This window comes from Microbacterium sp. NPDC090014, assembly GCF_044748285.1.
In the GTDB taxonomy this organism is placed as follows: Bacteria; Actinomycetota; Actinomycetes; order Actinomycetales; family Microbacteriaceae; genus Microbacterium.
On record NZ_JBIVFS010000001.1, the window covers coordinates 658,660 to 676,046 of the forward strand.

Sequence of the window (17,387 nt, forward strand, 5' to 3'; positions counted from 1 at the left end):
CGTCGACGACGGGAGCTGAAATGGTCATCGCTGACATCACCGTCGTTCCGGTGCCGACGGAACGCAAGGCCGCATATCTGGACTTCTCGAAGCGGATGGCGAAGGTCTACCGCGATCACGGTGCGATCAGTGTCGTGGACTACTGGCAGTCGAGCGAGTCAGCCGACCCTGGTGACTTCCATGCCGACGGGACCTCGTACGAATCGGGCGAGCTCAAGAGCATCGCCGACCTCGCGGGCACGACCGTCGGGGAGTCGGTTGTGGTCACAGTGACGAGCTGGTCATCGCGCGAGGCTCGTGACCGCGGGACGGCTGCCGTCACGAGCGATCCTCGTGTGCTCGAGACGCTCGATGAAGACCCGGTGTTCGACGGAGGTCGCGTGATCGGCGACAGCTTCGAGATCGCGATGACTGTTCAGCAGGAAGAGTGACGGGCTCCCGTTACGGGGTGCAGTAGGCGAGCATCGCGTCGGTCGCTGTGCGCATCTCCGTCGTCGCCGCGTCCAGACCCGTCATGTCACCCGCGATGGCCTTCTCGCCCTCGGCGGCGAAGGCGTCGATGCTCGTCGTCCACGAGTCGCGGAGGGTGACGAACTCGTCGGGTCCGTCGACTCCGCGGATGTTCTCGGCGACGCTCTTGACCTCATCGAGAGCAGCCTGCGCGGCCTCAGGGGTCGGCGAGCTGACGCTGCCGATCACACCGGTCACCTGCGCGGCCTGAGAGGCGACCTGACCACAGGCCGCGATGGTCGACGCCTGCGAACATCCGGAGAGCAGGAGGATGCCGACGGCGAGCGTCGCGAGCGCGGAGAGCCTCTTCATAGAGCCAGGGTAGGCGGGGGAGATGTGAGGTTGCGTCGAGCCCCAGGCGAGGCCCACGAACGTCACGGGCTTGCCTGCGGCTTCTGCATACGCGATCTCTCGTCGCGTCGATTCGCCGAAGTGCTCGCCCCGGTTAACGACTTCCACGCGATCGGCCAGGTCGATCCTGCGGAGGTGCAGTTCGCCGAGTGTGGCCTTCTGTTCGTCTGTGATCGGGCCGTTGATCTCGGTCGGCATGAGGACGATGAAGCCACCACGCGTCAAGGACTGGCTCACCGCTCGCATGTCCTCGGCGAAGCGCATGGAGCCGCAGATGCGGACGATCCTCGGGCGGGAGCCCACCGGTACGCCTTCTCACCCTGCGATTCTCGGGTGGGCGGTTGCGAAGCGGGCCGGACGCGGCTCGGAGCGCTGGAGACGGCTGGACCCGAGGAGCGCCGCAAGTAGCGTACGGACGGACGACAGTTGCAGATCCGCCGATACGCTGGGCCATACTGACGGAGGCGGCTCTAGTTTCGCCACAATGAATGGAGTGGTGATGGGGCTGCAAGATGTGCGCGACCGGTTTTTCTCACGTTTTCCAGTTGCACAAGCCGTCGACAGTGCTTTGCGCAGTACTACAAATCCCGTCCCCATGTTCTTCCTGGCTGCTTTGAAGGAGGACCCCGACTTAAAGGACTCGGGAATCACCCTCGGACGCTTGGGCTCGGACCTCGAAAGACGGTTCAGCATCCATGGTGAGGTTGCTTGGTACTTCACCCCCTGGGCAGACTTCCAAAGGCGAACCTTCAACGCGATCACCTTGCGCACACCCAAACTTGTGCGCACGCTTCAACTTGAGCACGGCGGCACGGAGCGGTACACCGCCTCGCGGAAGGCCATCATGGTTGTCTCGCCGGACCCGCAGATCAAACAAAAGCTGGCTGAGTGGCAGCGTGACTCGCAGGGCGAAGTTGTCTTGGTGCCTGTCGATGCACACAACACGAGCGATACTGAGATTCGTGCTTCGATCGCTCGCGGGCTGCGCGAGCGCCTCGGGGACAGGGACCTGTACCAAACACAGAACCCCGTAGTTGGCGACGACTTCTTTGGTCGCTCTGGCCTGCTCCGAGACATCACAGCAGCAATCCAAGGGGACCAGAACATCGCGATTCTGGGACTCCGGCGCTCGGGTAAGACTTCTGTCCTCCGAGAGTTACGGAGACAACTACTCACCCGCCGGGTTGTCGTTTCGATCGCTGACTTTCAGATGCTGGATGAAAAGTCCATTGATGAGCTCGCGGGCTCCATCGCTTCTAACCTCAACGAGGATCTAAAGCGTGCGAAGGACGCGGGCATAGACGTCTGGATCGGGACGGAATCCGAGCGATCAACCGAGCACATGACACTAACTAGGCTGTCCGATCGAATCAAACGAGTGGCCTCTCGCAACGGTGGTATACGGTTTGTCGTTGCCGTCGACGAGGTGGAGAGCGCTGCTGCGATCGCGAAGGTCAACCCGAACGCCGTCCGAAACCTGCTCGGTGCTCTGAGGTCCGCAGCCCAATCCCGGGAGAACGTGTCCCTCGTGTTCAGCGGTGTCGCCAACCGCATGTTTCAACGAAGTTCTCTGGATGACAACAACTCCGTGGACAACCCGATGTTTGGACAGGTGGCTAGTGTCCATCTGACGTCTTTCAAAGGTGAGGAGACGGCCAAGCTTCTGCGCGATCTTGGTGGCGCGATGTTGCTGGACTGGCAAGAGGACGCCATTGATGCCGCGCAGGCGATGACGGGTGGATACCCTTACTTCGTCCGCGACCTCGCAGCCGTCGTAGCAGCCCACGCTCGATCTCTGCTGCCGCTCGACCACGACATTGACTCGGACCGGGTGTCGATCAGTCTTGATCATGTCCGTCAGGTCGCAGATGACTGGTCGCATCAGGCGGCGGTCACGTGGAGGGGAATCGTCTCGGCTCTGAGAAACCACCATCCTGCGGCGGCCGACCTCTTGGACCAAGGGCTTAGTGAGACAGAGCTTTCTGACTGGATCTCCGCGGATGCTGATGCCCACCAGGCAGCAGATGATTTGATCGCGCTGGGTCTATTCGAACGGCAGCAGGACAAGGTAGTCCCCACTGAGACTCTGACCGCGTTGCAGGCTCTAGGCGGTGCGCCGAACACCCCTGCGCTGCCGATGTCCGCGCAGGATGCGTCCGTTGAGGAAGTTAGCCGCCTGATCGCGTCACCGGAGTCTCTCACCCTTGAGTTCAAGGAAACTAGTCGGATTGATATCCGAACCGGGGAGAAGGCTGCGTTTATCGAAGAGGCAGTCGTCAAGACAGTCGCCGGCTTCATGAACGCGGAAGGCGGCGACCTCCTGATCGGTGTTACGGATTCAGGGGCTGTGTCTGGGATGGACCGAGACCTCGCCGTATTCGACGGGAGCTTGGACCGATATGAGAGATGGCTGCTCATGAACCTGCTCGCAGAGAGAATTGACAAGGAGCTTGTCGCCAGCTCCGTTCGTGTTCGATTCATCACCGTGCGCGGGAAATGCGTAACGAGAGTGACTGTCTCCCCGGTCGTGGGCGCGGCTTGGGTCGACAACGAGATTGCCTACCGCAGAGTCGGAAATCAGACGGTCAAGGTGACTGGCGGAAGAGAGATTGCAGCCTTCCTCGCGAGGAAGTAGCCGGGCGGATTAGCGGCTTTTGGCACGGGCGATAGGACGCGCTGCGCCAGCCAGCCAGCCACTGAGGGCAACCTCGACCACGAAGTGATGAACTGCGCCATCCCCGTATCCATCGTAGCCATCCCCGTATCCACCGTGGCCATCCACTGCAGCGCGAGTGGCGGTGCTTACTGCACCGACCATCCACCATCCACCATGCGACGCCCGCACGGCGTCGATGATGTTCACCGCGTCGTCCGACAGCAGGAAAGTGATCGAAGCGGCGAGGTGCTCGGCGGTCGCAACGGTCGGGATCGCCTGCTGGAACGGGGCCAGGCGACCGGAGCCGTACTCCGACATGTTCGGGGGCATCGGGATGCCGGTGGCGACGCCGCCCGGTGCGACGGAGTTCACGCGGATGCCCTTCGGCCCGTACATGAACGCCGCGGACTTCGTGACATGCGGTTCTCGCTACGCTCGCTCGCGCGGCGTGACCCCGCGGGTTTCACAGCGGAAGGTTGACGGCAAGGTGATCGACCCTCCCTCGTTGAAGGGTGTGCTGGTACACGGTCGCATCTAGCGAGTCGTCGGACGGCACCCAGTCGCGCCACACGCGCACTCGCCCGCCGGACGTCGTGACGAGCCCAGCCTGGTCGGTCTCGATCTCGATCGAATCGACCACGAACAATTGAGTGCCTGGGAAGGCTCTTGCGTGGGTCACTTCGTTGCGCGTCAAGGTCACGGCACTCAGGGCCCGGCTGGAACCTTTGACCTCTACATGGGTTTCTCGACCGTCGAGCGTATTCCTCAGATCGTAGGGTTTGCCTACTTCGGTCAGTTCCACAGCCCCCAGCGACCTGAAATGGGCCATCGCGACCGAGACAGCATGCTTCTCTATTGCGACTCGAACGACAGAGTCAACAGAGAAGCCTTGTCCCGAGGGCGAACTCTCTGCGATCGAGCTTGCCCCGTCAGAGCCTCCATCGAGGCGAGTTCGAAGCCCCCAGCGACCTCGGCCAATCCTGTCGACGGAGAAGAAGACGTCGCCGTTGCGAGCGATGAATGCTGCAGAATCGGACGATGACTGTTAAATGGTCCGGCGGATGACTTCTTGCCAGGTTCTTGGACGGACGGGGCGTCGCGAGGCTACTACCGCGTAGATCTCCTGGTAATGCCCCTCTCCACCGAGCGCGCGCAGTGCATCGACGATCGATTCCCTCCACGACTGCATGCATCCACTGTATTCCGATATTCCACACGCATGAGATGGACGAGCTTGTCGACCGCGGTACTCAGGGCGCGGTTACTGAACCGACCACCCGCCATCGGATGCCAGCACGGCACCGTTGATGTTCACGGCGTCGTCCGACAGCAAGAACGTGATCGACGCCGCGAGGTGCTCGGCGGTCGCGACCGTCGGGATCGCCTGCTGGAACGGGGCCAGGCGGCCGGAGCCGTACTCCGACATGTTCGGGGGCATGGGGATGCCGGTGGCGACGCCGCCCGGAGCGACGGAGTTCACGCGGATGCCCTTCGGCCCGTACATGAACGCCGCGGACTTCGTGACGCCGATGATGCCGTGCTTGCTGGCCGTGTAGGCGTTGCCCGACGAGTTGCCGCGCAGACCCGCTTCGCTGGAGACGTTGAGGATCGAGCCGCGGCCGGCCTTCTCCATGATCGGCAGCACCGCGCGCATGAGCTTGAACGGGGCGGTGAGGTTGATGGCGATGACGCGGTCCCAGACGGCATCCGTCGTCTCGCCTGCGGGGGAGAAGTCGTCGTTGATGCCGGCGACGTTCGCGAGGGCGTCGATGCGGTCGCCCGCAGCGGCGATCACGGCGTCGATCGCGTCCTGCTTGGTGAGGTCTCCGGCGACGGTGATGATGTCGGCGTCCGGCAGCTCGGCCTTCAGCGCGTCGAGCTTGTCGGCGGCGATGTCGGAGGCGATGACGCGTCCGCCTTCGCGGGCGATGCGGGATGCGGTGGCCTTGCCGATGCCGGATGCTGCACCCGTGACGATCACGGTCTTGCCGGCGAAGCGACCGGTGGTGGGCTTCTCTGTCCAGCCCTCGGACTCATCGGCCTCGGGGATCTCTCCGCCGTTGGCTGCGCGCACCAGGTCGTCGACGACGGACTGCGGCAGTGCGCCCTGGCTCATCGCGACGAGCTGCTGCAGCGGCAGTCCGAGCACGGGGGTGAGGAGCTCGGGGTCAGCGCCTGTCTGCTCGAAGAGTGCGCGGATGAGCGGCCCGCCGGTCGGGTCGTTCATCCAGTCGCCGATGGTGGAGTGTGCGGTGAGGGCCATGGTGGAGCTCCTTGAGGCTTGGGTTTCGCAACGGTGCGTTTACTTATCAGTCTATGGGGCGCCGCGCCCGAGCGCTGGGTGTCTGGATGTCGGAGGGAAGCCGATCTTGGTTTCTTCTGAGGCGTAAAGGCGTCACCGCGCGGAGGCCGTGCGTGGTGTCACCCACGGCCGGTAGGTTGGAACAGGGCGGGGCAACGCAACAACATGCCTTTGTGCGGGGAAGGAGCAGCGATGACGGACGGTCATCGTTTCGCGCGGCTGGTGAAGTCGAAGCAGCGTGTCGCGGATCATGGGGAAGTCTTCACGCCAGGCTGGATGGTCGAGGACATGCTGAACCTCGTCAAGGCCGAGTCCGAGCGAATCGACTCCCGCGTACTTGAGCCGGCGTGCGGCTCAGGGAACTTCCTCGTCGCAGTGCTCGCGCGCAAGCTCGCTACTGTGCAGGCTCGCTATGGCAAGAGCGACTTCGAGAAACGGCACCACGCACTGCTCGGGCTCATGTGTATCTACGGCATCGAGTTGCTCGCCGATAATGTCGTGGAGTGCCGCGCGAACCTGGTCAAGGTCTTCGCGACGTACGTGGGTGTGGTGACCGGAGATTCCTGGTATCGAGCAGCGGAGGCTGTCTTGACCGCGAACATTGTGCAGGGCAACGCCCTCGAAATGACTACGGTCGGGGCATCACCGGACTCGCCAGGACAACCCATCGTATTTCCCGAGTGGGCATATCTCGGTCGCGGCAGGTTTCAGCGCCGCGACTTCCAGTACGAGAATCTCACTCAGCGCGCAGCGTTCCAGGCGGAGGATTCACTCTTCCAACACTTGGATGAGCACGAGATCTTCGCGCCCACGAAGACGTACCCCCAGATGACTGTCGAGGAGCTCGCAGCATGAAGCCGGATAAGGTCAACCCGCGCGAGGTCTTCTACCAACCATCTCGGCTGGTCGTTCCGCTCTTCCAGAGACCGTATGTCTGGTCGAAGGAGCGGCAATGGGAACCACTCTGGCAAGACATCGTCCGTCTTACCGAAGTGCTCGCGACGAAGAATCCGACGGCTACGCACTTCCTTGGCGCGTTCGTAGTTCAGCAGCTCCCACTGACCCTCGGCACAATGCAGGAGTGGAGTGTCATCGACGGGCAACAGCGCCTTACGACACTACAGATCCTCCTGGACGCGCTCCATGCCCAGCTCATGGCGAAGGGGCAGCCAACCCTCGCGGCTCAGGTGGAGCCGCTGATTGAGAACCCCGCGGCGTTCTGTCAGAAGCCCGAAGACCGCTTCAAGGTCTGGCCCACCAACCATGACCGTGCCGGCTTCGAAGCCGTCATGTCGGCGGTTTCGCCCGTAGACTACGGCACAGCCGTCGCCTCCCGCCTGTCCGAAGCTCACCGATTCTTCAGCGATTCGATCGCTACCTGGCTCGGGTGCGATCACGACGTGGACCTCAAGGCAAAGCTGCTCGTCGACGCGATCACCGGCCAACTCGAGATCGTCAGCATACGACTCGACCTCAACGAGGACGCCCAGGCAATCTTCGAGACGCTGAATGCTCGTGGCGAGCCGCTTAGCGCGGCAGACCTTATCAAGAACTTCGTCTTCCAGAACTATGTCGGGTCCGACGGTCATGTCGAGGCGGCTTACACCACCAACTGGGCCGAGCTCGAGACCCCCTGGTGGGTCACGCTCGTCACCGCTGGCCGCGTCACGCACCCGCGCGCATCGTGGTTCCTCTGGCACTGGCTGCGCGCACGGTTGCTGGCGGACTTCCCAATCCGCGAACTCTTCACGGAGTTCAAGGCTTACGTGACCGGCTATATCGCGGACGGGACGGGGGCGCTCGGTACGCTGCTGCCGGAGATCAAGCGCGCGGCCGACAAGTACCGTGCCGTGATGGAGGGCTCGCAGACGCCGAGTGGTGTGCTCGCTCCGGACGAGCTGTTCAGCTATCGAGTCGGGACTCTCGATTCGGAGGTCGTGCGCCCTTTGCTGATCTGGCTTGACGAGAAAGGTCAGGTAGACATCCCCGCCGTCGACAGGCGGAGAATCCTGGAGTTGCTCGAAAGCTGGTTTGTGCGCCGAGCGATCGTGAAGGCGCCGTCTCAGGGCGCAAATCGCTTGATCATCGAACTGATGGTGCATCTCAGTCGGCTGCCGCACGATCGGCTGGCCGACGCCACGGAGGCGTACCTTGCAAGCAACAACACGACCGTCGGTTACTGGCCAGACGATGACGAGGTCGCCGCCGCCCTCTTGGATGCTCCCGCGTATAACAAGTACCTCCGCGCGAGGCTCCGAATGATCCTTGAGGCGTTGGAGGACGACAAGCGCGGCTACCCAACCGGGAAGCAATACGCCATGAGTCCCATAACCCGCGCGACCGGCACGGTCGAACATCTAATGCCGCAGAAGTGGCGGGCGAACTGGCCGGCGGATCTGACTCCGGAGCAGGAGACGGTCCGCGATCGCAAAGTCCACGAACTTGGTAACCTCACACTCGTCACCGGCAAGTTGAACACGAAGGTGTCCAACGGGTCTTGGGCGAGCAAGGTGACGAACTTCCACGAGATCAACGACGTGCTGCTCACCAACGAAGCCCTGTCTATGGCAGGGTTTGACTGGAATGAGTCGGCAATTACGAGGCGGACGAGCAGCCTGATCGCCGCGATCCAGAGAATCTGGCCCGTCCCGGCTGGGCATGTGGGGCTACCGACTACTCAGCGGAGTGCTGTCGCGAGCGTATCGGTGGACGTTGCGCAGCTCGTGTCCGATGGCCTGATTGAAGCTGGGGCGGTGCTTCGGGCGCGATCGGCCGCTCTGGCGGACGTCGAAGCCGCTGTCGGACTGGACGGCAGAATCTTCGTCAAGGACACTCCGTACGACACGCCCTCCGGCGCCGCCAAGGCGATCAGTGTCGCCGGCGGACTCACTGGTTATATCAACGGTTGGACGTTCTGGGAGGTGGTGCTGACGGGCAAGAGCCTCGCTAACATCCGCACCGAGTACCTCGAGCGTCTTGGCGAGGACACCCCGGAGAACGACCCGGTAGAGCAGAGCCCCGCGATGTTCGTCGAAGCACCCGGTCCGGGACGGGAGCAGGGAATCGCGGCCTGGGCGCCGGCCGGAGTTGAGGACGCATGACCCAGGCGACATTCGCGCTCCGTGGCCGAAACCCGGATGTGCTGACCTGCATCGCGAATCTGTCGAACGACGAGGTATTCACTCCGCCAGAGGTCGCTAGTAGGATGCTCGACGCGATCGCTGTTGCCTGGGCGGATTCCCATGACGGAGCAAATATCTGGGCCGACTCACAGGTCACCTTCCTTGATCCGTTCACGAAGTCCGGGATTTTTCTCCGAGAGATTACGGTGCGGCTCACGGCAGGTCTCGTCACGGAGATACCTGATCTGCACGACAGGGTGGATCACATTTTGACGAAGCAGGTCTTCGGCATCGGAATCACTCGGCTGACCGGTATGCTTGCCCGCCGCAGCTTGTACTGCTCAAAGTGGGCGAACGGCAAACACTCGGTCGCGAAGTCGTTCACCAATGAGCAGGGCAACATCTGGTTCGACCGCACCGAGCACACCTGGACGGGCCGAAAGAAGGACAGGCAGGTTCACCCGACGAACGGTCACGGGATCACCGTCGAGGTCATCGGTACCGGGCGCTGCAAGTATTGCGGCGCGACTGAAGCCGAGTACGCGCGTGGCGGGGATCTGGAGTCCCACGCTTACGCATTCATCCACACCGACGACGTGAAGACGCTCGTCGCCGACCTTTTCGGAGCTGACATGCAGTTCGACGTCGTGATCGGCAACCCGCCGTACCAGCTGGGCGACGGCGGTGGAGGTGGAGGGGCATCTGCTACCCCGATCTACAACCTGTTCGTTGAAGCCGCCCTCGACCTCGAGCCGCGTTACGTTGCAATGATCACGCCCTCACGATGGTTCTCTGGAGGAAAGGGACTCGACGACTTCCGGGATCGCATGCTCGCGGACCATCACTTCGCCAAGCTCGTCGATTACCCGCAGCTCTACGACGTGTTCCCCGGCGTGAAGATCCGCGGCGGCGTCTCGTACTGGCTGTGGGAGCGGGATCACACTGGTGGTTGCGAGGTCGTGACGATGATCGGTGACGAAGTCATCGGTGAGCCCGCGGTCCGCGACCTGAGCGCCTATGACGTTCTGGTGCGCCGGAATGAGGCCGTTCTGATTCTCGACAAAGTGGCGGAGTACCGTGTCGACGGGCAGCGTGAGCCGAGTCTGGGGCATCGGGTCTCTGCGAGGAGGCCGTTCGGTCTGACGAATCAGCGTGGAAAAACAACTCCCGACGGCATCAAAGATCCAATTCTCATCTACGGCAACCAGCAAAGGTCGTATCTGGAGCGCAGCGCGATTAGGAGCCACGTCGACTGGGTTGATCAGTGGAAAGTGCTGCTGGTCAAGGCACACGGAACCAGCGGCCGAGATGACGTTACGATCCTCGGGGAGCCGATTGTGGCTGGCCCCGGTTCCGCGTGTACGGAGACCTACCTCGTGATCGGTGTGTGCCAGTCAGAGGCGGAGGCCCGCAATCTCGCTTCGTACATGCGCACTCGGTTCGTCAGGTTCTTAGTCTCACTGCGGAAGATCACTCAGAACATCACGCGAGACTCCTACCGCTTCGTCCCGCTATTGCCGATGGATCGTGAGTGGAGCGACACGGCGCTCTTTGATCGCTATCAGATCGACGCCGCCCAGGTGGCATTCATCGAGTCGCTCATCGCAGAACGACCGAGCGACGAACCCGCCATACCCGATGAGGGCGACGATGACTAAGCCCCTCGATGAGCTGATGCCGGAGCGGCCCGAGGGGCAGCCTCGGATCTACGCGTACGCGATCCACGATAAGCAGCATTCGGGCTGGCTGAAGGTCGGGCAGACTACGCAAGACGTGAAGACCCGGGTCGCGCAGCAGGTGAAAACCGCGGCCGTGAACAATTACACCATCGAGGTTGACGAGTCGGCGGTGCGGGGCGACGGCACGTTCTTTCGCGACCACGATGTGCGCCGACGACTGAAGGCGAAGGGGTTCGCGAACCCCATCCTGGAGTGGATGGAGTGCGGGGTCGCTGACGTGCAGACCGCCGTTACCGAGCTGCGTGAGGGCATAGTGATGAGCGGAACTCATCACGAAACGTTCCCTATGCGGCCTGAGCAGCGCAGTGCCGTCGAGAAGACGTTCGACTATTTCCACTCGTTGTGGAAAGAGGACATGCACGCGGTCCCGCGGTTCCTCTGGAACGCGAAGATGCGCTTCGGCAAGACGTTTACGTCCTACCAACTCGCGAAGCGGCTTGGCGCGACCAGGGTGCTGGTCGTCACATTCAAGCCGGCCGTCGAGGATGCCTGGGCCTCCGACCTGCTCTCGCATAAAGACTTCGACGGCTGGCAGTACGTGTCGAAGTCGTCCGGCGTCGACCTCTCGATCGTCGACAAAAAGAAGCCGCTCGTCTACTTCGGGTCGTTCCAGGACCTCCTCGGCCGTGACAAGAGCACCGGCCTGATCAAGGCCAAGAACGAGTGGATCCACGCCATCAACTGGGATCTCGTCATCTTCGATGAATACCACTACGGCGCCTGGCGGGACAGCGCGAAGGAGTTATTCGAGGGAGAGGACGACAAGGAAGCCGCCAAGGAGCTCGCCGGGGAGTATGGCGAGGGGCTTGAAACCTTCGATGAGGAGCTCGACGAGCTCGGCTCCGACGAGAAGGACTTCCTACCGATCACGACCCGGGCCTACCTGTACCTCTCAGGCACCCCTTTCAAAGCTTTGGCGACGGGTGAGTTCATCGAGGAGCAGATCTTCAACTGGACCTACACCGACGAGCAGAGTGCAAAAGCCAACTTCGCCGAGAAGCATCCTGGCAAGTGGAACCCGTACGGCGCGCTACCGGAGATGCGGCTGTTCACCTACCAGATGCCGGACGACCTGATTGCGGTCGCGAACGAAGGTGAGTTCGGGGAGTTTGACCTCAACGCCTTCTTCGCTGCCACCGGCGTTGGCGCAAACGCCTGGTTTAAGAACAAAGACGACGTCCAGAAGTGGCTCGACATCATCCGCGGCCAGCATCTACCAACGTCTATCGACGCGCTCAAGGGTGGCAGCCGTCCGCCGTTCCCGTACTCGGATGTGCGTCTGCTGCCGTATCTGCAGCATTCGTTCTGGTTCCTGCCGAATGTCGCCGCCTGCCATGCGATGGCGAATCTCCTCGCCGAGAAGCAAAACGTGCAGTACTGGGGTCAATATACGGTACTGAACGCGGCGGGCCCTGGCGCGGGCATCGGGCTCGAGGCCCTCCGTCCGGTTCGGAAGGCGATCGGCGCCGGGTTCGACACGAAAACGATCACGCTCTCCTGCGGCAAGCTAACGACCGGCGTCACCGTCCCTCAGTGGGCGTCCATCCTCATGCTCCGTAACCTCAAGTCGCCGGAAACCTACTTTCAGGCGGCGTTCCGTGTCCAGTCGCCGTGGTCGATCAAGAATCCGAATGGCGACGACCCGAACGAGGAAGAGATCCTCAAGCCGGTCTGTTTCGTCTTCGACTTCGCCCCGACACGAGCACTCCAACAACTAGCCGACTACGGCATCGGCCTCTCGCCGGGGGAGCCGAACTCGGAGCACGCCGTCGAGGATCTCGTCGCGTTCCTTCCGGTTCTCGCCTACGACGGAGCGAACATGATTCAGGTCGACGCCGGCAGCATCCTCGACTTCGCGATGGCTGGAACGTCGGCGACGCTGCTGGCGCGCAAGTGGGAGTCGGCGATCCTTGTTAACGTCGACAATGAGACGCTCAAGAAGATCATGAGCAATGCCGCCGCAATGGCGGCCGTGATGAACATCGAGGGGTTCCGCGCGCTCGGTAGCGAAGTCTTCGAGACCGTCGTCAACAAGTCCGAGTCTGTGAAGAGCACGAAGAAGACGAAGGGGGGCGATCTCACCCCGACGGAAAAGAAGGAGCTTTCCGACGAGGAGAGGGAGTACAAGTCCAAGCGAAAGCAGATCCAGGAGAAGCTGATCAAGTTCGCGACAAGGATTCCGGCCTTCATGTACCTCACCGACTATCGCGAGAACACGCTCAAGGACGTCATCACAAAGCTCGAGCCGGGCCTCTTCAAGACCGTGACCGGCCTCACCGTCGAGGATTTCGATCTGCTGGTCTCGCTTGGGGTGTTCAACGCCGCTCACATGAATGCCGCCGTCTTCGCGTTCCGCCGCTACGAGGACGCATCGCTGTCCTACACCGGCATCGCGTCGTATGACGGCCTAAAAAGGATCGGCCTATACGACACCGTGGTCGCCGTGGAGAGCTAACGGAGACCGGGTAGGCGAAGCTGATTTCGATGACGCATGCAGAGCGAATCGTCGAGCGACTCGAGACGTGGAGTGGTGGCGGCTTAGCGAACTTCCGCGCCACAAGAAGCGCCTGCGGCATCCATCCTCCCGAAGCCGCGCCAAATCCGGTCCGAACTTCCCGGCGGGCGACTCAGTAGGTCAGCTCGAGCCACCCTCGTTGCGCCAGACCATACATGTCCGGGTACACCGAAGACGTGTTTATGCCAAAGCGGCGGTCAAGTACATTGCGAATATCCTTCTTGGCTGGGCCCGGGATTCGGATGGTCAGTGTTGGCTTCGACCGTGGATAAGTCGGGGAGTCGAGCGAGTACATCCGCATGGGCACGGATGTAACTGCGCGAGCTTCGCCGAGGCGCCATGGGGGAATGTGGGTGTTATCTCCTGGTCGCTTCCGATAGAATCGACTGTTTCCCGACCCTGGGACGCCCCCCAGCAAGAAGCCCGAATCCTGAGCCGGAATTCTTTCGTTGTACGCGGGAGGGCGCCACACTCGCGGAAGCTCGATACGCCATCCGTCGGGCGGGGACGCCCAAGGAATATCACGCCCGCCCCACTCGCTCGAGAGCTGGATCTGCCGGTCAGTTACGTCAAACGCAATAAGACGACCGTCGACGTCCGCGACCTGCTTGCCGGCGGCGTACTTCGGCTCGACCGCGAACCAGAGCGCAATGAGCGGGTTGAAGGTTACATCCAGCAGACGCGTCGGGGCACCAAGATGCTGAAACTGCGCAAGTATTTCGAGAGCACTGCGATCGTCGAACCTCCACCGTGTTCGCGCTACCTCCAACATTTTCGTCTCGAATCGCACCATGTCGTCCTCGTCGACGGGCCCACCCGCCGCAGCGAGGTGACGATAGAGAGTGCTATGCGCCGTGTAGGACGCTCGCGACAGCCCTCGCCATGCGAGAGTTCTGTCTTCGCCAACGCGGCTATGCACTCGATCGATTTGCTCCATCATGGTGGCCCAACCGTTGATGGGGGCAGCCACGGACTCCCACGGGGCAAAAAACTCTTCGGCGGTCGGCATCGTTGCAACGATATCGCGCCACGCAAGCCTCGCGTACTTGTGGTCCTCGCCGTCAACCTGATTCCGTGTTGTTAGACCTTGCAACTTCAACAAGAACGCGCAAAAGTTGCCCACACATTGCAATCACGGCAGCGGGCCATCCCGGAGCGTTTGGCGTGAAACAGTAGGTCAAGATCAAGTCCGGAAGGAGTTGACTCGACTCGACGAAACTCTCGAATCCCTTCTCCGAGGCTCCGGGAGGCAGGCTACGGTGGAAGAGCGTCAAGCTGGCTGTCGATGCGACGGATCCGCGCGGCCGATCCCAGTGTGAGGGGAACTGAGGAACGCGCATCTACTACGACCGGACTACTGCGAGCGACCTAGGCATCAGACGAACGAGTTGTTCCGCTGATCGACAGGCGGCAGACATCGACCGACTGGGGGCAGGATTGTCTTGGGATCACCTTTTCGACTGGGTACAGGACGACGCGGTCTGGGAGTGGGTACGGACGGTGCTCGCCGCGCTGTTCGGTGCGGTGCTCGGTGGCCTCTTCACTCTTCGCGGTCAGGTGAAGGCCGCGGAGGCGCAAGTCGCACGCGATGAGATCGCACGGCAGAATCAGCTCGCCGATGCTCGGCGCGCCGATGCGCAGGATGATGCGAGGGTTCTCTTTCGTGCCTTCGTTGATTTGGAGCGCGACGTTCTTTCTGCGCCAGTCGGCTCGAGCAATGGAGGTAGTCCGTGGTGGTCAAGCGTGTGGCAGGGAATCTGGACAGCGGAGCGACGAAGCGAGTTTCGAGTTCTCGCCGAACTGATTCCAGAACATGAGCCACGCGAGCAGATCGGCGAGATTGTCCGATTCCTGAGTCTTGTTATCGAGTACTCGGGGGAGGGTGATGATCCAGGCGACTCCAACTTCCCGTTGCGCTCGCTGGCACACGGTCTCGCGTCTGAGGGGCTGGGTGCAATGAGCGCCTACTTGCGACACGACACCTACAAGTACCAACGTGACTCGCTATGGGAGGCACTGTATCGCGCCGATGCCGAGATGAAAGAGACGCTCAACTTCGACGTGTGAAAGATCCAGTTGAGTCTCGCGTATCTGTGCAGGGAAAGGCGCGCCCGGCTGCTAGCTGCGCTGACCAACACGCTACGCGGATGGGTTACACGCTCTTCCGCTTTCGCCCCCCAGCACTCCGAGGCGGGTTTGCCCGCGGATGCCCGTTCAGCCGAGTCATCACCCGCTCCAGCACCTCGACGTCCCCCTCATCCAATGATTCGAACAACAACCCTCGCACGACTGCGATGTGCCCGGGGAACACCTGCGCCAGCACCGCCTGGATGCCGGCACCGGATGACGCCGACCGTGGGGTGACGTCTGTGGTTGTGTTCGTCCGGAGTGATGCAGAGAAGCTCGCGGAGCTCGTGTCGCTCGTCGACAGCGGAGTGCTCACCCTCGAGGTGACTCGTCGCATTCCGCTGACCGAGCTTCCGGCGCTGCACGCGGAAGCGGTTGAGGGGCCGATCTCGGGCAAGGTCATCGTCGTCCCGTGACTCCAAGTCGCGCTGATTCACCGTGTTTGAGGGCGCAACGTGCTTCAAGCCGCTGCGCTCGCTCAACGCGGCCCAGTACTTCTCTCGACGAAGCCTGCGGAGGTCGTGACCCTGTTAGCGTGCTCCCGGAGGCATCCGTGAGTCAGGGTCGCGTTATCGAGGTTGTTGCTGCTGTCATCGAGCACGAGGGCATGTTTCTTGCGTGCCGTCGTCGGCCCGAGAAAGCAGCCGGTGGGAAGTGGGAGTTCCCCGGCGGGAAGATCGAACCGGGCGAGACCAACGAAGCGGCCCTCGTGCGGGAGATTCAGGAAGAGCTCGGCACCGCCATCGACGTGGTCGGCCCACTACGCACTGACGATACGACAGTTGGTAACAACATCATCCGACTCGTCTGTCTTCGCGCGCAGCTACGTGGTGACGTGCCCACGAACAGCTCCGATCATGACGAACTTCGCTGGCTGAGCCCAGGAGAACTGTCGGGTCTTGATTGGGCCGCGCCGGATCTGCCCGCGGTAGCAGAGCTCGCGGGCTCTACTCCTACTCGATGATCTCGAAACCGGTACCGTCTCGGACGATCAGGATGATTCCCAACTCGGACAGCAATCGCTCGAGGTGCGCGACAGGTCGGCTGGGGAGCAAGACCACTGGAACAGCGCTTCGGCCGGTTTCGCGAGCCAGGAGGGCGTAGTCGAGCACCTGCCCGATTGCGGTGCGCACGTACTCACGCGCCGGTGACTTCTTCGCCTCGACTATCCATCCCGACTCCTCGACGTACATATCGGGTTCGATCGTTGCGCCCGAAGCGCGGAGGCGAAGCCGCTGTGGTGTCTCGCTGCGGCCCTTTACCCAATTCCCGAAGTCTCGCTGCAGCTCGAACTCGATGCGGGGGACTTCTCTGTCAATGATGACGGAGGGGGCGCCGACAACGTAGGGAGAAGTTTCCGGTGCCGTCCACTCGGTCGCCTGGTGCTCCTCTGCCCCAGCCGGAGAAGTCGGTTCTAGTGCTTCGGTGTCAGCGTCAACTGGAACGAGCTTGAAGATGATTCCGTCGCGGAGCGTCCAATCGGAATCGCGGATTTTCTCGACGCTGTAGGCGGGTTCCCCTGTGGTGAACTCCCCGACGTAAGTGACTTCCGTGCCCCGCTTGGTGAACAGACGGATAGGCCGGTCGTTCTGCACAGCGTCCCTGAGGGCGCGGTTGCCGCGAACAAAGCGTTGATTCCCGTACTGTCCTTCGCCTGTGTACAGGAAGGAGCCATCCGCCTGGAGCCCCTCGTACTCTCCATACCCGTGTCGGTCGCCCCTCCCCGGATGTGTCACGATAAGGATGTCCCGGACAGACTTGGGCGTGATGATCCCGCTTTGCTGCTGCCCGCCGTAGGCCGCGTGAAGTTGGTGACGTTGGACCGTGTCGCCGATCTCCAACGTCCAGATCCTCGGATTGAGGTCTTCAGGCCGGCGGCCGAGTCGAGACCGAACGGCGTCGGCTTGAACATCGTCGAGCTCCCAGCGGGTGACGCCTTCGGGAAGCGTGCCATAGAGCATCAGCATCTCATCACGGATGCGCCGCTGGTTGAGATTTAGTTCTAGCGACAGCTGGGCCGGAGTAGTGCTCACGATTCGCAGCATATCGATATGCCAGAATCGCG

At 62.0% G+C, this 17,387-nt stretch carries 14 protein-coding genes and 1 pseudogene; 9 read left to right on the forward strand and 6 right to left on the reverse strand.

Annotated elements, in window-relative coordinates; translation table 11 throughout:
* Positions 1-20: 20 nt before the first annotated feature.
* Positions 21-431 (forward strand): DUF1428 domain-containing protein, encoded by a 411-nt coding sequence (locus ACIPV5_RS03220; RefSeq protein ID WP_400339673.1) that lies wholly within the window; start codon positions 21-23, stop codon positions 429-431.
* A 10-nt stretch (positions 432-441) separates the two neighbouring features.
* Here the strand turns inward: ACIPV5_RS03220 and ACIPV5_RS03225 are convergent, their stop codons facing one another.
* Positions 442-1,164, reverse strand: a complete 723-nt coding sequence (locus tag ACIPV5_RS03225) for a hypothetical protein (RefSeq protein ID WP_400339674.1) — start codon at positions 1,162-1,164, stop codon at positions 442-444.
* A 292-nt stretch (positions 1,165-1,456) separates the two neighbouring features.
* Here ACIPV5_RS03225 and ACIPV5_RS03230 point away from each other — a divergent pair, with 292 nt between their 5' ends.
* Positions 1,457-3,496 (forward strand): RNA-binding domain-containing protein, encoded by a 2,040-nt coding sequence (locus ACIPV5_RS03230; RefSeq protein ID WP_400339677.1) that lies wholly within the window; start codon positions 1,457-1,459, stop codon positions 3,494-3,496.
* A gap of 9 nt (positions 3,497-3,505) precedes the next feature.
* On the opposite strand, the pseudogene ACIPV5_RS03235 reads toward ACIPV5_RS03230, so the two are convergent.
* The 3 genes and pseudogenes from ACIPV5_RS03235 to ACIPV5_RS03245 all read right to left on the reverse strand — a co-directional run.
* A pseudogene (locus ACIPV5_RS03235) lies at positions 3,506-3,925 on the reverse strand (SDR family oxidoreductase); the annotation flags it as partial.
* A 55-nt stretch (positions 3,926-3,980) separates the two neighbouring features.
* Positions 3,981-4,535, reverse strand: a complete 555-nt coding sequence (locus ACIPV5_RS03240; protein WP_400341234.1) for a protein NO VEIN domain-containing protein — start codon at positions 4,533-4,535, stop codon at positions 3,981-3,983.
* A 243-nt stretch (positions 4,536-4,778) separates the two neighbouring features.
* Positions 4,779-5,780, reverse strand: coding sequence for an SDR family NAD(P)-dependent oxidoreductase (locus ACIPV5_RS03245; RefSeq protein ID WP_400339680.1), 1,002 nt, complete (start codon positions 5,778-5,780; stop codon positions 4,779-4,781).
* 231 nt (positions 5,781-6,011) lie between these two features.
* On the opposite strand from ACIPV5_RS03245, the gene ACIPV5_RS03250 reads away from it, so the two are divergent.
* Genes ACIPV5_RS03250 through ACIPV5_RS03265 form a run of 4 tightly spaced genes read left to right on the forward strand, consistent with a single transcriptional unit; the run spans position 6,012 to position 13,135 of the window.
* Positions 6,012-6,674: an N-6 DNA methylase gene (locus ACIPV5_RS03250; RefSeq protein WP_400339683.1), complete on the forward strand. Its 663-nt coding sequence runs from the start codon at positions 6,012-6,014 to the stop codon at positions 6,672-6,674.
* A complete protein-coding gene (locus ACIPV5_RS03255; protein ID WP_400339685.1) occupies positions 6,671-8,920 on the forward strand; it encodes a DUF262 domain-containing protein in 2,250 nt (749 codons plus the stop codon). The genes ACIPV5_RS03250 and ACIPV5_RS03255 overlap by 4 nt, the downstream gene beginning before the upstream one ends.
* Entirely contained in the window at positions 8,917-10,599 is a 1,683-nt protein-coding gene (locus ACIPV5_RS03260; RefSeq protein ID WP_400339688.1) for an Eco57I restriction-modification methylase domain-containing protein, read from the forward strand. The genes ACIPV5_RS03255 and ACIPV5_RS03260 overlap by 4 nt, the downstream gene beginning before the upstream one ends.
* Positions 10,592-13,135: a DEAD/DEAH box helicase family protein gene (locus ACIPV5_RS03265; RefSeq protein WP_400339691.1), complete on the forward strand. Its 2,544-nt coding sequence runs from the start codon at positions 10,592-10,594 to the stop codon at positions 13,133-13,135. The genes ACIPV5_RS03260 and ACIPV5_RS03265 overlap by 8 nt, the downstream gene beginning before the upstream one ends.
* A 172-nt stretch (positions 13,136-13,307) precedes the next feature.
* Here the strand turns inward: ACIPV5_RS03265 and ACIPV5_RS03270 are convergent, their stop codons facing one another.
* Entirely contained in the window at positions 13,308-14,204 is an 897-nt protein-coding gene (locus tag ACIPV5_RS03270; RefSeq protein WP_400339693.1) for an FRG domain-containing protein, read from the reverse strand.
* Positions 14,205-14,695: 491 nt separating this feature from the next.
* Here ACIPV5_RS03270 and ACIPV5_RS03275 point away from each other — a divergent pair, with 491 nt between their 5' ends.
* From ACIPV5_RS03275 to ACIPV5_RS03285, 3 genes are all read left to right on the forward strand, one after another.
* On the forward strand, positions 14,696-15,262 hold the full coding sequence (locus tag ACIPV5_RS03275) for a hypothetical protein (protein ID WP_400339696.1): 567 nt from the start codon (positions 14,696-14,698) through the stop codon (positions 15,260-15,262).
* Between the two features lie 227 nt (positions 15,263-15,489).
* Positions 15,490-15,738, forward strand: a complete 249-nt coding sequence (locus ACIPV5_RS03280) for a zinc-binding dehydrogenase (protein ID WP_400341236.1) — start codon at positions 15,490-15,492, stop codon at positions 15,736-15,738.
* Between the two features lie 137 nt (positions 15,739-15,875).
* A complete protein-coding gene (locus tag ACIPV5_RS03285; protein WP_400339698.1) occupies positions 15,876-16,286 on the forward strand; it encodes a (deoxy)nucleoside triphosphate pyrophosphohydrolase in 411 nt (136 codons plus the stop codon).
* On the opposite strand, the gene ACIPV5_RS03290 is transcribed toward ACIPV5_RS03285, so the two are convergent.
* The gene (locus ACIPV5_RS03290) at positions 16,276-17,355 is read right to left on the reverse strand and encodes a hypothetical protein (RefSeq protein WP_400339701.1); all 1,080 of its coding nucleotides are present in this window, start codon (positions 17,353-17,355) and stop codon (positions 16,276-16,278) included. The genes ACIPV5_RS03285 and ACIPV5_RS03290 overlap by 11 nt on opposite strands.
* Positions 17,356-17,387: the final 32 nt, after the last annotated feature.